The organism is Amycolatopsis sp. TNS106 (assembly GCF_019330265.1).
Classification (GTDB): domain Bacteria; phylum Actinomycetota; class Actinomycetes; order Mycobacteriales; family Pseudonocardiaceae; genus Amycolatopsis; species Amycolatopsis lurida.
Genome location: NZ_CP024972.1, coordinates 487355 through 500687, shown reverse-complemented (window position 1 = coordinate 500687; position 13333 = coordinate 487355). Strand labels below are relative to the sequence as shown.

General features: G+C 68.8%; 15 protein-coding genes. 8 read left to right on the top strand and 7 right to left on the bottom strand.

All coding sequences use genetic code 11. From position 1 onward, the window contains the following. Nucleotides 1–95 precede the first annotated feature (95 nt). Complete coding sequence (locus CVV72_RS02480; RefSeq protein ID WP_219150847.1) at nucleotides 96–1052, bottom strand: AraC family transcriptional regulator; 957 nt, start codon at nucleotides 1050–1052, stop codon at nucleotides 96–98. Nucleotides 1053–1360: 308 nt separating this feature from the next. On the opposite strand from CVV72_RS02480, the gene CVV72_RS02475 reads away from it, so the two are divergent. Beyond that, entirely contained in the window at nucleotides 1361–2806 is a 1446-nt protein-coding gene (locus tag CVV72_RS02475) for an APC family permease (RefSeq protein ID WP_219150846.1), read from the top strand. Here the strand turns inward: CVV72_RS02475 and CVV72_RS02470 are convergent. After that, nucleotides 2786–3535: a GntR family transcriptional regulator gene (locus tag CVV72_RS02470; protein WP_219150845.1), complete on the bottom strand. Its 750-nt coding sequence runs from the start codon at nucleotides 3533–3535 to the stop codon at nucleotides 2786–2788. The two genes, CVV72_RS02475 and CVV72_RS02470, sit on opposite strands and share 21 nt — an antisense overlap. Before the next feature lie 109 nt (nucleotides 3536–3644). Here CVV72_RS02470 and CVV72_RS02465 point away from each other — a divergent pair, with 109 nt between their 5' ends. Together CVV72_RS02465 and CVV72_RS02460 are read left to right on the top strand one after the other, a co-directional pair. Then, nucleotides 3645–4514: an aldolase gene (locus tag CVV72_RS02465; RefSeq protein WP_219150844.1), complete on the top strand. Its 870-nt coding sequence runs from the start codon at nucleotides 3645–3647 to the stop codon at nucleotides 4512–4514. A 20-nt stretch (nucleotides 4515–4534) separates the two neighbouring features. Next, nucleotides 4535–6019, top strand: coding sequence for a CoA-acylating methylmalonate-semialdehyde dehydrogenase (locus CVV72_RS02460; RefSeq protein WP_219150843.1), 1485 nt, complete (start codon nucleotides 4535–4537; stop codon nucleotides 6017–6019). A gap of 56 nt (nucleotides 6020–6075) precedes the next feature. Here the strand turns inward: CVV72_RS02460 and CVV72_RS02455 are convergent, their stop codons facing one another. Beyond that, nucleotides 6076–7464, bottom strand: coding sequence for an amino acid permease (locus tag CVV72_RS02455; RefSeq protein ID WP_219150842.1), 1389 nt, complete (start codon nucleotides 7462–7464; stop codon nucleotides 6076–6078). A gap of 170 nt (nucleotides 7465–7634) precedes the next feature. On the opposite strand from CVV72_RS02455, the gene CVV72_RS02450 reads away from it, so the two are divergent. The 4 genes from CVV72_RS02450 to CVV72_RS02435 are packed head-to-tail and all read left to right on the top strand — an operon-like array spanning nucleotide 7635 to nucleotide 9588. Next, nucleotides 7635–8540 carry a glutaminase gene (locus CVV72_RS02450; protein ID WP_219150841.1) on the top strand — a complete coding sequence of 302 codons (906 nt, stop codon included), beginning with the start codon at nucleotides 7635–7637 and terminating at the stop codon, nucleotides 8538–8540. Between the two features lie 36 nt (nucleotides 8541–8576). Further along, nucleotides 8577–9059: an MSMEG_6728 family protein gene (locus CVV72_RS02445; protein ID WP_219150840.1), complete on the top strand. Its 483-nt coding sequence runs from the start codon at nucleotides 8577–8579 to the stop codon at nucleotides 9057–9059. Further along, entirely contained in the window at nucleotides 9056–9265 is a 210-nt protein-coding gene (locus CVV72_RS02440; RefSeq protein WP_007028173.1) for a DUF2945 domain-containing protein, read from the top strand. The genes CVV72_RS02445 and CVV72_RS02440 overlap by 4 nt, the downstream gene beginning before the upstream one ends. After that, nucleotides 9262–9588, top strand: a complete 327-nt coding sequence (locus tag CVV72_RS02435; protein WP_219150839.1) for a DUF3140 domain-containing protein — start codon at nucleotides 9262–9264, stop codon at nucleotides 9586–9588. The genes CVV72_RS02440 and CVV72_RS02435 overlap by 4 nt, the downstream gene beginning before the upstream one ends. Nucleotide 9589: 1 nt before the next feature. On the opposite strand, the gene CVV72_RS02430 is transcribed toward CVV72_RS02435, so the two are convergent. The 4 genes from CVV72_RS02430 to CVV72_RS02415 form a co-directional block, all read right to left on the bottom strand. Further along, the gene (locus CVV72_RS02430) at nucleotides 9590–10009 is read right to left on the bottom strand and encodes a hypothetical protein (RefSeq protein WP_219150838.1); all 420 of its coding nucleotides are present in this window, start codon (nucleotides 10007–10009) and stop codon (nucleotides 9590–9592) included. A 28-nt stretch (nucleotides 10010–10037) separates the two neighbouring features. Then, a complete protein-coding gene (locus CVV72_RS02425) occupies nucleotides 10038–10466 on the bottom strand; it encodes a helix-turn-helix domain-containing protein (protein WP_255632471.1) in 429 nt (142 codons plus the stop codon). A gap of 9 nt (nucleotides 10467–10475) precedes the next feature. Further along, entirely contained in the window at nucleotides 10476–11369 is an 894-nt protein-coding gene (locus CVV72_RS02420; RefSeq protein ID WP_219150837.1) for an MBL fold metallo-hydrolase, read from the bottom strand. A gap of 91 nt (nucleotides 11370–11460) precedes the next feature. Continuing rightward, nucleotides 11461–12321, bottom strand: coding sequence for a LysR substrate-binding domain-containing protein (locus tag CVV72_RS02415; protein ID WP_219150836.1), 861 nt, complete (start codon nucleotides 12319–12321; stop codon nucleotides 11461–11463). Nucleotides 12322–12403: 82 nt separating this feature from the next. On the opposite strand from CVV72_RS02415, the gene CVV72_RS02410 reads away from it, so the two are divergent. Further along, a complete protein-coding gene (locus CVV72_RS02410) occupies nucleotides 12404–13300 on the top strand; it encodes an MBL fold metallo-hydrolase (RefSeq protein WP_219150835.1) in 897 nt (298 codons plus the stop codon). The last annotated feature ends 33 nt before the right edge of the window (nucleotides 13301–13333 follow it).

Below are 13333 nucleotides of genomic sequence, written 5' to 3'. Positions count from 1 at the left end.
GCAGCAGGGAAGAACGATGTACCGGTGGGTGACGCTCAATCCACCGTATGAGGGCATGGGGCCGTGGCGATCACTTCCGCGCACGGTCCTGTCCATCATCCGTACCCCGAGCGAAAAGGCCCGACGAGGCGGCGCAAGGTATGCGAAGGGGCTTCACCGAACCGGTCACGATAGGTGGCCGCGAACCGCCCGAAGTGGAAGAACCCGTGCCGTTGGGCGACCTGTGCCACGGTGACCGCGTCGGGTTCGCCAGCGGAAAGGTCGGCGTGGGCGCGCTCCAACCGGACATCGCGAAGATAGGCGTTGGGAGTGGTCGCCAAATGCCGCTTGAACCCCTTCTCCAGCGCGCGCACGCTCACCCCGAGCTCGCGGGCGAGGCTCTTCACCGAATGATGCCGGTGCGGTTGCCCGTCGATCAGCCGGGTGGCCTCGCGAATGGTGCGTGAAGACACGAGTTTCGCTTCGCCGGTCACGACGTCCCAGTAATTGTGCTTCTGTGAGGCCAAAAACGTGGTCATCAAGCCCTGTTCGACGGACTCCGCGACGGCTTCGATTTCCAGCGCGCTGTCCGTGTCGTCCAGCGACCCCACGTAGGCCGTCAGAGCGTCATACCATCCTTTGGCGGGCTGGCGACCGGTGTTCAGCGTCTCCTCGAATCGCAACGGCTGCGGCAGTGCGCACCCGAGCATCGCGCTCAGCCGCATTTCCAGCACTCCGCGGTCGATGATCACCATCAACTGTGCGAACTCCCGCGACCAGCGGGCCTCCAGCACGGAACCGGGATTGCACACTTCCCCGGTAATGGCCGCTCTGCCGGTGACCGGGACCGCGATCAGGAAGTGCTGGCGGGTGCAGCCGATCCGCAGTTCGGCCGCGGCCGGGCAAGCGACGTAGGCGACCGTGAAGTTCTTCGTCCGCCGGGCGTGCACGCGGACCTTCGACGCCGAACGCGCGCGGAACCGGCATTCCCCGAAGAGGCCGGCGAGACAGGTCCGTATCTCCTCCGGGTCTTCCGAAACCAGCAGCATGAACTTTCCCAGCGGTGTGTCCATTCGAGTCCCCCTTGAGGACACCGGAGGCGGATCGTTCCTGACGGCGCTTCTTCCCGTGTACCCGGTCGGGTGGGATGACGTGGACCGGACGGGCAAATCCGACCGAACAGCCTAAGCGGTGAGATCGGTCGTATCGGACTAACCAGTCCCATGGGCTCTAAACGCGTCGATTCCGGTCAACCGGCCCCGGGCGCGGACACCCACTCGGAGCACTCAGCGCTGACGAACAAGCCCCCAGCACACAAAGGCAAAGCCCGCGCCCACCTCCGCTCTCATACTGGCCGTCCAGCCGAGACGAGGAGCGCCGCATGAGCCGAGAAGACACGTCGCTCGCCAAGAACGTCCTGGGCGTGCCGGACATCGTCTTCCTTGTGCTCGCCGCGGTCGCGCCCCTGACCGGGATGATCGTGATCGCGGCCATCGGCATCGCGGTCGGGAACGGCGGCGGCATGGTCGCGGCGTTCGTGCTGGCGACGGTCGTCCTGCTGCTGTTCGCCGTCGGCTACGCGCAGATGTCGCGGGTGCTCACCAGCGCGGGCGGCTTTTACGCCTTCGTGGTCAAGGGATTGGGCAGGACGCCGGGTCTCGTCGCCGGGTTCGTCGCGATGCTCGGCTACAACTGTTTCGTCGCGGGCGCGATCGGCACGAGCGGGTTCTTCACCGCCACGGCGATCGACGACGTCTTCGGCGTGAAACTCGATTGGCTGTTCTGGAGCGCGCTTTCGGTCGTGCTGGTCCTCCTGCTCAGCCGCCGGGGAATCGCGGTCAGCGCGAAGGTACTGGGTGTCTCGCTGATCCTCGAAGTGTCGATTCTGCTGATCATGGACTTCAGCGTGTTGTTCCGGCACGGCTTCTCGTTCGCCGCGTTCAGCCCGTCCGTCATGTTCCAGGGGGCGGGCGGACTCGCGTTGTTGTTCGCCGCCAACGCTTTCATCGGCTTCGAGGCGACGGCGCTGTTCGGTGAGGAGGCCAAGGATCCCCAGCGGACGATCCCCAGGGCGACCTACATCGCGATCGGGTTCATCGGGTTGTTCGCCGCGTTCACGACGTGGGCCGTGGTCAGCGCGATCGGTGCCGAGCAGGCACAGGACGTGGCCGCCGCGCATCTGTCGAGCGGCGATCTCGTGCTGTCGGTGGCTCAGGAGTACCTCGGCGGCCCGTTGACGAAGGTGATGCTGCTGCTTCTGGTGGTCAGCCTGTTCGCGGCGCTGCTGGCGCTGCACAATTCGGCCACCCGCTATCTCTACGCGCTGGGCCGGGTCGGCGTGCTGCCGCGGCTGCTGGGCAAGACCGACCCGCGCAACGGCGCACCTCGCTACGCCTCGATCGTCCAGCTGGCCTTCGGTTCGCTGGTGGCGCTGGCGTTCCGGCTCGCCGGCCTCGATCCGGTCGCCGACCTCACCGCGAGCATGACCGGCTTCGGCACGCTCGGGATCCTCACCCTGCAATTGTTCGCGGCCGTGGCGATTCTGATCTATTTCCGCCGCACGCGGGATCGGCGGGTCGTGAAGACGCTGATCGCCCCCGGGCTGGGCGCGGTGGGACTCGGGCTGATCGTGACGCTGGCGATCCTCAACTTCCCGACGCTCGCCGGGTCGAGCAACGGAGTCGTCCCGCACCTGCCGTGGCTGCTCCTGGTGGTCGCGCTGGCCGGGCTGGCGCTCGCCGGCTTGCTGCGGCGGTTCCGTCCGTCGGTATACGACGCGCTGGAGACCGACCTGGAACGCGAACCGTCAGACGTTGTTGGTCAGTGAGAGATTGAACGAATAGCGCGACGCGCGGTAGACGTGCCATCCGTATTCCACGACCTTGCCGGAGTCGTCGTAGGTGGTGCGGTGCATGGTGAGCAGCGCCGCGCCCGGCTCCTCGTCGAGCAGTTCGGCGTCCTCCTCGGTCGCCTGCCGGGCGCCGACGTTCTGCTGGGCGGCGTGCAGACGGACACCCGCGGAGCGCAATAGCTGGTAGAGGCCCTTGTCCCGCAGTTCGTCGTCGGCCGGGGCGATGAGGCCGTCAGGCAAGTAGTTGTTCATGATCGCCAGCGGCTCGCCACCGGTCGAACGCACCCGCTTCAGCCGCCGGACGTGGGTCAGGCCCGGCGTCTCGAGGTGCTCGATCGCGTCGTCGCCCGCGGGTTCGACCCGGTTGACTAGGACGACGGACTCCGGCTTGTCACCGAGTTCGCTGAGGTCGTCGAAGAGGCTGCTCAACCGCAGTGGCCGCGCGACCTTGGTGCGCACGACCTGCGTGCCGACCCCGCGTTTGCGGACGAGGAGCCCCTGGTTGACCAGCGACTGGATCGCCTGGCGGATGGTCGGCCGCGACAGGTGCAGCCGCGCGGCCAGATCGAGCTCGTTGTCCAGCCGGGCGCCGTTCGGCAGCCTACCGTCTTCGATGGCGGCGCCGATCTGCCGGGCGACCTGGGAATACAGCGGCTCCGGGCCGTTCGGATCCACCACGATCTCGCCGGGCGCCCAGGGTTTCATGCGCGGAGCCTACCGCGACCGGCCACTATGACCTTATGTCCATATGTCTTGACAAAGTCTCTCGCAGGTTGCGATGGTCGCAGAACCACGCGAGCCGGGAGGTACGAAGTTGTCGGACACAGTGCGCCGGATAGTCACCGCGCGGGTGCGCGATCCCGGGGCCGTCGCGGTGGCCGCCGCCACCCGCGTCCGGGCGAAGTCCCCCTTCAACGACAAGGGCCGCACGATGATCATCGCCGCGGACCATCCGGCGCGCGGCGCGAACGGCGTCGGCTCCGACCCGCTCGCGATGGCCGACCGCGGCGAACTGCTCGACCGCCTCGGCCTGGCACTGGAACGCCCCGGCGTCACCGGTGTGCTGGCGACGCCGGACATCGTCGACGACCTGCTGCTCCTCGGCGCCCTCGACGGCAAGACCGTCATCGGCTCGATGAACCGCACCGGGCTCGCGGGATCGACTTTCGAGATCGACGACCGGTTCGCCTGCTACGACGCCGAAACCATCGAGCGGATGCGGTTCGACGGCGGCAAGACGCTCACCAGGATCTGCCTGACCGACCCGGCGACGCCGAGCGTCCTCGAGAACACCGCGAAGGCGGTCGACGACCTCGCCGACCGGAAACTGATCGCGATGGTCGAGCCGTTCCTCGCGGACTGGGTCGATGGGCGCCTCCGCACCGACCTCTCCCCCGACGCCGTGATCCGCTCGATCACGATCGCCTCCGCACTCGGCCGTTCGTCGGCCTACACCTGGCTAAAACTCCCGGTGGTGCAGGACATGGAGCGCGTGCTGGCCGCCTCGACGTTGCCCGCCGTCCTGCTGGGCGGCGAGGTCAAGGATCCCGACGCCGCGTTCGCCGCCTGGCAACGCGCGCTCGCGCTGCCGACCGTACAAGGCCTCGTGGTCGGCCGGTCGCTGCTCTACCCGCACGACGGCGACGTCGCCAAGGCCGTCGACACGGCCGTCGGACTTCTGTGAACACCTGTGGAGGACAACGCGTGAAGACCATCGACCACTGGATCAACGGCGCCGCCACCACGGCGGGCTCCACCCGCACCGCCCCGGTTTACGACCCGGCGGCGGGACGTCCGCGGGCGGCGGTGCTTCTCGCGGAACCGTCCGATGTGGACACCGCGGTGGCGGCAGCGGCCAAGGCGTTCGAGTCGTGGGGTGATTCGTCGCTGTCACAGCGGACGAAGGTGATGTTCGCCTTCCGCGAGCTGCTGGTGAAGCACGAGGACGAACTCGCGCGGATCATCTCCGCTGAGCACGGCAAGGTGATCGACGACGCGCGCGGTGAGATCGTCCGCGGCCGCGAGATCGTCGAATACGCCTGCGGGATCGCCGACGCGCTGAAGGGCGGCTTCTCCGACCAGGTCTCGCGGGACGTGGACGTGCACGACTTCCGGCAGCCGCTCGGGGTCGTCGCCGGGATCACGCCGTTCAACTTCCCGATCATGGTGCCGCTGTGGATGCACCCGATCGCCATCGCGGCGGGCAACACGTTCGTGCTCAAGCCCAGCGAACGGGTCCCGTCCGCGTCCCGGCTGGTCGCCGAGCTGTACGCCGAGGCGGGGCTTCCGGACGGCGTGTTCACCGTGGTCAACGGGGACAAGGTCGCGGTCGACGCGATCCTGGACCATCCCGATATCGCGGCCGTGTCGTTCGTCGGCTCGACCCCGATCGCCAAGTACGTCCACGAACGCGCGACGGCGGCCGGTAAACGTGTGCAGGCGCTGGGCGGGGCCAAGAACCACGCCGTCGTCCTGCCCGACGCCGATCTGGAGTACGCCGCGAACCATCTCACGGCCGCCGCGTTCGGTTCCGCCGGGCAGCGCTGCATGGCGATCTCCATCGGCGTCGCCGTGGGCTCGGCGGGCGACGAACTGGTCGAGATCCTGGAGCGCAAGGCCGCCGAGATCAAAGTCGGCCCCGGGCACGAGGCGGGCAACGACATGGGCCCGGTGGTCACGGAGGCCGCGCGGCAGCGGGTGATCGACTCCGTCGCCCTCGGCGCGGAGCAGGGCGCGACCGTGGTGGTCGACGGCCGGGACCTCCGGGTCGCCGGGCACGAAGAGGGTTTCTTCGTCGGACCGTCCCTTTTGGACCACGTCACCACCGGGATGGCCGCCTACCGTGACGAGATCTTCGGCCCCGTGCTCGGGATCGTGCGGGTGTCCACTCTGGACGAAGCGATCGCGCTGATCAACGCGAACCCGTACGGCAACGGGACCGCGGTCTTCACCGGCAGCGGGGAGGCCGCGCGGCGGTTCCAGCGCGAGGTGAAGGTCGGGATGATCGGGGTGAACGTGCCCATCCCGGTGCCGATGTCGTACTACTCGTTCGGCGGCTGGAAGGACTCCCTCATCGGGGACAGCCCGATCCACGGCCCGGCGGGCGTCCGGTTCTACACGCGGGCGAAGGTCGTCACGACGCGGTGGCCGCACTCCACCGCCGGTTTCCACTTCCCGACGTCCAGCTGACGACCGCGTTTCGTCCTCTGAACGCGGCAACGCGTTCAGAGGACGAAACGCGAGGGTCAGCGCACCTCTTGGCGTTGGCGTTTCCCGACGATCCGCCAGCCGACCGCCAGCACCACGACCAGCACCGGGATCGAGTAGAACGCGATCTTCTCGGCGCCGTCGGAGAAGCCCATCAGGACGACGACCAGCGCGAGGAAGCCCAACGTCGCCCAGCCGCTGTAGGGCGCCCAAGGCATCCGGTAGGACGGCCGTTCCAGCTCCCCGCGCAGCGCGGCCTGACGCAGCCGCAGCTGGCAGAAGATCAGCGTCGCCCAGGTGGTGATCACGCCGAGCGAGGCGATCGCGATCGCGATGTCGAAGGCGTCCTTCGGTACCAGGTAGTTGAGCACCACGCCGAGCACGTAGGCGCCGGAAGTGAACAGGATGCCGCCGTAGGGCACGTGACGGCTGCTCATCCGGCCGACGAACTTGGGCGCCTCGCCCTTGTCCGCGAGTGCCCGCAGGATGCGGCCGGTCGAATAGAGCCCGGAGTTGCAGCTCGACAGCGCGGCGGTGAGCACGACGGCGTTCATCACGTCGCCGATGCCCGGGATCCCGAGACGGCTGAACACGGTGACGAAGGGGCTCTCGCCGCCGTTGTAGAACGGCCACGGCAGGAGCATCGCCAGCAGCAGCACGGAGCCCACGTAGAACACGCCGATCCGCCAGACGACCCCGTTGATGGCCTTCGGCAGCACCTTGCGGGCGTCCTTGGTCTCGCCGGCGGCGATACCGACGACCTCGATCGCCGAATACGCGAAGATGACCGCCTGCAGCGTCATCAGGGCGATGCCGATCCCGGCCGGGAAGAAGCCGTTGTGGGCGGTCAGGTTGTGCACACCCGCCGTGGTGCCGCCGATGTCGGCGCTGGTGAGCACCAGTCCGGCCGCGGTGACCAGGAAGACGACGATGGCCAGCACCTTGACCACCGAGAACCAGAATTCCAGCTCGCCGAACAGTTTCACCGAAAGCAGGTTCACCACGATCAGCACACCGAGCGCGACCAGCGCGGTGATCCACTGCGGCACGTCGGGCAGCCACTTGTGCACGTAGATGGCGACCGCGGTGATCTCCGCGATCCCGGTCATCGCCCAGTTCACCCAGTACATCCAGCCGGAGACGAACCCCGCCCACGGCCCGACGAACTTGCGGGCGTAGGTGACGAAACTGCCGGAAGTCGGCTCGTGCAGCACGAGCTCACCGAGAGCGCGCATCACGAAGTACGCGGCGATACCGCAGAGCGCGTACGACAGGACCAGCGACGGCCCTACCTGGTGGAGCTTGCCACCGGCACCGAGGAACAGCCCGACGCCGATCGCGCCGCCGATGGCGATCATCTGCACTTGGCGGTTGCCCAGTGCTTTTGCGTAGCTTTCACCTTTTTCGGTGAGCAGCGAGGAATCCATGGTTGCCAGACGCTAGAGCGTGTGCGGCAGGTCACCAACAGTGCTAAGGAAGACTTAAGGTGTGCGGGACGTCACTCTGGTGGTTTCACCGGAATTTCCCGTTTCGATTTGACAAGTTCACCGGCGAACCCCGATCTTCGCGCGCGAAGGAGCGCTTCTACGCTACGGCCGTGCACCTCGCAGCGTTGCTGGACCGGATCGCCGACGACGTCGCGCCGGAGATCGGCCGCGGCTCCGTCGCGGACTACATCCCCGCCCTGGCCAGGGTCGAGCCCGGGCGGTTCGGCATGGCGGTGGCCGAAGTGGACGGTGGGGTGCACGGCGTCGGCGACTGGGAGACGCCGTTCTCCATCCAGAGCATGTCGAAGGTCTTCACCCTGGCGCTCGCGCTCTCCCACGGCGACGGCGTATGGGAGCGGGTGGGCCGCGAGCCGTCCGGCAACCCGTTCAACTCGCTGGTGCAGCTGGAGAACGAGGACGGGATCCCCCGCAACCCCTTCATCAACGCGGGTGCGCTCGTGGTGACCGACGAATTGGCGCACCACGGCGACGCGGCGGAGACACTGCTTCGGTTCCTCCGCGAGGAAAGCGGCCGCGCGGACATCGGGATCGACGCCGAGGTCGCCGCGTCGGAGGCCGACCACGCCGACCGCAACCGCGCGCTCGCGTATTTCATGGCGTCGTACCGGAACATGCGTCATCCGGTGCCCGCGGTGCTCGATCAGTACGTGCGCCAGTGCTCGATCGCGATGAACTGCGGCGACGTCGCGCGCGCGGCGGTCTTCCTCGCCCGCCACGGCGTGCGCAACGACGGCACCCGGCTGCTCGGGCAGAGCGCGGCCAAGCGGGTCAACGCGGTGATGCTGACCTGCGGTACCTACGACGCCGCGGGTGAATTCGCCTATCGGGTCGGGCTTCCGGGCAAAAGCGGCGTCGGCGGCGGAATCGTCGCGATCGTCCCCGGCCGGTGCGCGATCTGCGTGTGGAGCCCCGGGCTGGACCCGCGCGGCAACTCCGTCGCGGGCGTCGCGGCGCTGGACCGGTTCACCACCCTGACCGGCTGGTCGATCTTCTGATCGGTTTGAATCCGTGACGACGGGGAAGCCGACGGTGTGCAGACGTTTCTCCCGTGCGCCGACTTCCGGGCCTCCGCTTCCGTGCTCGACCAGCGGAGGCTCGGAAAGCAGCGGGTCGAGACGATCCAGGTGCTGCGCGCGCTGACGGTGCCGGGGTACGGCTGGCGGCACCACCCGGCCGCGGCGATGTGGGCGGGCTACGAGGAAGCGCTCGTCCGGTACGGCCTCGACATCTGCGAGGTCTGGTGCGAGACCGGACGGCAGGACACCTGCCGCGAAACCCTGCGGCTCGATCTTCTCCGCGCCACCGGGCTGGACGAGATCCGCACCCAAGCCCGGCTCGCGGAGGCGAAAGAGCTTCCGCCCTGGCTCGGCGACACGGACTTCCATCGCAGCCACCAGTCCGCGCTCGTCCGCAAGGACCCGGGGCACTACCGCGCGAGTTTCCCGGACGTTCCCGACGACCTGCCGTACGTCTGGCCGTCGTCGGACCGTCCACGACGAGAAGGAGTGCGATGACCAAGCGATTCCGCAAAGGTGACAAAGTCCGCTGGAACAGTCACGGTGGGCAGGCCGAAGGTGAGGTCCTGAAGGAGATCACCTCCGACACCGAGGCGGGCGGACGCACCGTGCGCGCGTCCAAGGAGGAGCCGCAGTACCTGGTCCGCAGCGACAAGAGCGGCGGCGAAGCGGTGCACAAGCCCGAGGCCCTGGAGAAGTTGTGAGCGAGGACAAGGACGTCCGGACCGAATTCGGCGAAGCGGTCAACATGACCGCGGGCGAACTCGAAAAGTGGCTGAAGACCGACGAGTCCCGCCAGGCGGGGCAGCACAAGAACGGCGGCGAGTCCGTCGGCCACGAGTCCGGCCGCCGGATCGTCACGATCCTGCGGACGAAGAAGGCGGATCTCTCCTCGGAGGACGAACAGCACATGCGCAAGGTGGTCGGCTACGTTCACCGGCACCTCGCGCAGCGCCCGTCCGGCGACGTCGAGAACACGACCTGGCGGCACTCGCTGATGAACTGGGGCCACGACCCCTGCAAGTAGCTCAGCCGCTCGACGGCCGTCCCATCTCGTGGCCCGGCCGTCCCTCGGTACGCCGTCGCCGTTTGATCCGTTCTTCGTGCAGGTGACGGCGCCCGCCGGTCAGGTCGTCGACGACGTCCCGCGTCAGGTCGCGGCAGGCCTGGTAGTAGCCGTCGTCGTACTCCTCGATCACCTGGAAGGTCCACCTGTCCGGCAGGACGTTGAGCCCGACCAGCTCGGTCTCGATCCGCTCCGCCCACTCGGCGTGCCCGGCTTTCCGAAGGCCTTCGACGGCATCGCCGAGCGCGAAGTCGGCTGTCCCCGTGAGGTGATGGAAGGCGTACAGGTGACCGCGGGCCTGCTCGACCGTTTCGAGGGCGAAGACCAGCTTTCCGACGGCGTCGACGGTCGCTTCGTCGGGTTCTGGAGATGAGTCCGGCATGCCGGTGAATGCCCCGGAGCCGGTGTTCTTACACCCCGCCGTCGTACCGCGCCCTGGCGTCGTTGATCTCGTTGATATGGGCTTCGGCCCAGTCCCGGATCACCGCCAACGGGGCGGAGAGGGTGCCGCCGAGCGTGGTCAACGTGTACTCGACCTTCGGCGGCACCGTCGGATGCACGGTGCGCGAGACCAGACCGTCGCGTTCGAGGCCGCGCAGGGTCTGGGTGAGCATCTTCTCGCTCACCCCGTCGATCGCGGCGCGCAGTTCGCTGTAGCGCTTGGTCCCCGTGGACAGGCAGCCGACGATCAACGCGGTCCATTTGTCCGCGATGCGATCCAGGACCTGTCGCGAGGGGCATGGCGCGCTGTACACGTCGGCGGGCCGCCCGTCCGGCAACCAGGCCAGCACCTGGCCTGGAGTGCCTGGACGGGGACGGCGGCGGGATGGCTCCGGCATGCCTCGACGTTATCCGGCGGCCTGGCCGGCGGCCCAGACCCGGCGCATCGTGGGCGGCAGGACCCGGCCGAACACCTGTCCGGCAAAATGCCCGCCCGCGAGGATCGTCCGGTCGTCCTCGATCTCCTTCAGCAGGCGCTCACGGGTGGCGACGCCCTCCGCCGGGTCGACGTCGAACGCGAACGTCCAGTGGCTTTCGGTGATCTGCACCTGGCAGTGCATGACGTCGCCGAGCACGACGACGCGGCGGGGGTCCTCCTCGGCCGGATCGGTGACCACGACGCTGCTGTGGCCGGGCGTGTGCCCCGGTGTGGCGAGTATCCGCACCCCCGGCGCGACGAGGTCGCCGTCTCCGAAGAAGCCGATCACCTCGGCCAGCGGCCGCTGGACGGCGAGCGGATCCGGACCGACCGGGTCGTTCGTGCCGGACCAGTGCGCCCATTCGCTCTCGCTGACGAGATGCCGCGCCGCCGGGAAGGTCAGCCCGGTCACCGGCTCGGCCGTGCCGTCCGGGGTGGGCGGGACGTTCGTCGTCCAGCCGACGTGGTCGTGGTGCAGATGCGTGTAGATCACGGTGTCGACGTCTTCGGGCGTCACGCCCTCCGCGGCCAGGGCGTCGAGCAGGCCGCCGCCGCGGAACTCGGCGGCACCGGGCAAGGCGAAGTCGGCGGCGCCCAGCCCCAGGTCCACCAGGACGGTCCGGTCCCCGGTGCGGATCAGGAAGGAACCGATGCTGACCGGGAACCAGCCGCGTTCGTCGAGGAACGCGTCGTGGGCCGCCCAGCCGGACGGGACGCTCGATGGCAGGAAAACGGCGGGGTTGAGCCAGGCGTGGCCGTCGGGTAGGTAGGTGACGGTGGTGCGGCCGACCCGGATCCGGGACCTGGCAGCGGGTCTCGACATGATGTGTTCTCCCTTGTGGACGGTGAGCGATGCCGTAACTCACTTTCGGGGAGTCGCTCTCCGAAGGGAAGTACGCACTTGTAAGTGCGCTCTAGCACTGGCTTTCGATGGCGATCCGCGCGAAGGAGCGGATCAGCGGACTCTCGCGCGCGGTCACCCAGGCGACGACGAGCGGACTCGGGGGCATGTCGGTCAGCGGCACCCAGGTGAGGCCGTCCGGCAGCGTGTGCCCGAGCGGCGCTATCCCGGTCGATCCGTTCCACAGCACAGCCTGGAGGCATTCGCCGACCGTGCGCACCACCGGCCCGGCCGGACGCTCCCCGACGGGCGCGGCGCCGTTCCAGTACTCGCGCCACAGCCGGTCCGTGCCGTCCGGCAACTGGAACCAGGGCCGATCGGCGACGTCGGCCAGCCGGAGCGACGCACGACCGGCGAGCGGATCACCGGTGCGCAGCACCAGCCCGACCGGGTCGGATCGCAGGACGCGGACGCTGAGGCCGGTTTCGTCGAACGGCGACCGCGTCAGCGCGACGTCGGCCAGCCCGGGACGTAACCCGGTGGTGGGATCGGTGAAATCCGCCTCGCGGAAGCGGATCGAGACCTCGGGATGCCGTCGCCGGAACGCCGCGGCCAGCCGGGTGCCCGACTCCCCCGCTCCGTCTGCCAGGGTTCCGACGGTGAGCGTCGCGGGCCCCGCCGCCTCCAGCACCCGGGCGCGGGCGCGTTCTGCCTGGTCCAGCAGGGTGCGGGCCTCGGCGTACAGCGCGGCCCCGGCGGCGGTGGGCTCGGCGCCGGCGGCCGAGCGAAGCAGCAGGACGACACCCAGGTCGTTCTCGAGCTGCCGGATGGCCCGGCTCAGCGGCGGCTGGGTCATGTGCAGCCGCGCGGCGGCCCGGCCGAAGTGCCGCTCCTCGGCGACGGCCACGAAATAACGCAGCAGGCGAAGCTCCATCACCAGGGATGATACCCATCAGGTATCAAGCGGTGGAGATCGGACTTGGACGGCGCACCGAGACCGGCCCGAAGGTGGAATCATGCCCTTCGAACCCCTCACCCACGAGCCCGCCGTCGAACCCGGCCAGGCCCGGGAAATCGCCCGCGACCTCGTGGTGATCCCGAATCTCGGCGTCGACCTCGTCCCCAACATCGGGATCATCGGCGGCTCGCACTCGGTGCTCGTCGTCGACACCGGACTCGGTCCCCGCAACGCCGACAAGGTGCTCGCCTTCGCGGCCGAGCACGCCCGCGGCCGCAGGCTGTACCTGACCACCACGCATTTCCACCCCGAGCACGCTTTCGGCGCGCAGGTGTTCGCGGACGAGGCGACCTACCTCGTCAACAGCGCCCAGGCGGCGGACCTGGTCCACAAAGGACCGGGCTATCTGGAGATGTTCCGCGGTCTCGGCGCCCCGGTCGCACGGGCGCTGGACGGCGTCACCCTGGCCACCCCGGACGTGGTCTACGACGACACGTACGAACTCGACCTCGGCGGGCGGGTGGTGCGGCTGGAGGCCACCGGACGCGCCCACAGCAAGGGCGACCAGGTGGTGACCGTGCCCGACGCGGGCGTGCTGTTCACCGGGGATCTGGCCGAGACCGGCCAGTTCGCGATCTTCCCGTGGTTTCCGCCGCACGACACCGACGTCTCGGGATCGCGGTGGATCGAGGTGCTGGGGCGGCTGGCCGCCGCCGGGCCGGACATCGTCGTCCCCGGCCACGGCGACGTCTCCGGACGCCGGATCCTGACCGACGTCCGCGAGTACCTCGAACTGCTGCGCGACGAGACCCGGTCACGGCGCGACTCGTCTCTTCCCGAAGAGACCATCGCCGCGGAGGTCGAAGCGCTGATGATCGAACGCCACCCCGAGTGGGAAGGCCGGGACTGGATCGCGAAAGGCGTCGGGTGTTTCTGCGCCGAGACCGGGTATTGAGCCGAACGTGGCGCGTCCGGCCTTGGGCACACC

Bases quoted from the DNA above. Each gene is read 5' to 3' on its own strand.
- CVV72_RS02455 (WP_219150842.1), bottom strand. From the start codon at position 7,464: ATGGATTCCTCGCTGCTCACCGAAAAAGGTGAAAGCTACGCAAAAGCA.
- CVV72_RS02420 (WP_219150837.1), bottom strand. From the start codon at position 11,369: ATGTCGAGACCCGCTGCCAGGTCCCGGATCCGGGTCGGCCGCACCACC.
- CVV72_RS02440 (WP_007028173.1), top strand. From the start codon at position 9,056: ATGACCAAGCGATTCCGCAAAGGTGACAAAGTCCGCTGGAACAGTCAC.
- CVV72_RS02480 (WP_219150847.1), bottom strand. From the start codon at position 1,052: ATGGACACACCGCTGGGAAAGTTCATGCTGCTGGTTTCGGAAGACCCG.
- CVV72_RS02415 (WP_219150836.1), bottom strand. From the start codon at position 12,321: ATGGAGCTTCGCCTGCTGCGTTATTTCGTGGCCGTCGCCGAGGAGCGG.
- CVV72_RS02430 (WP_219150838.1), bottom strand. From the start codon at position 10,009: ATGCCGGACTCATCTCCAGAACCCGACGAAGCGACCGTCGACGCCGTC.
- CVV72_RS02410 (WP_219150835.1), top strand. From the start codon at position 12,404: ATGCCCTTCGAACCCCTCACCCACGAGCCCGCCGTCGAACCCGGCCAG.
- CVV72_RS02475 (WP_219150846.1), top strand. From the start codon at position 1,361: ATGAGCCGAGAAGACACGTCGCTCGCCAAGAACGTCCTGGGCGTGCCG.
- CVV72_RS02470 (WP_219150845.1), bottom strand. From the start codon at position 3,535: ATGAAACCCTGGGCGCCCGGCGAGATCGTGGTGGATCCGAACGGCCCG.
- CVV72_RS02425 (WP_255632471.1), bottom strand. From the start codon at position 10,466: ATGCCGGAGCCATCCCGCCGCCGTCCCCGTCCAGGCACTCCAGGCCAG.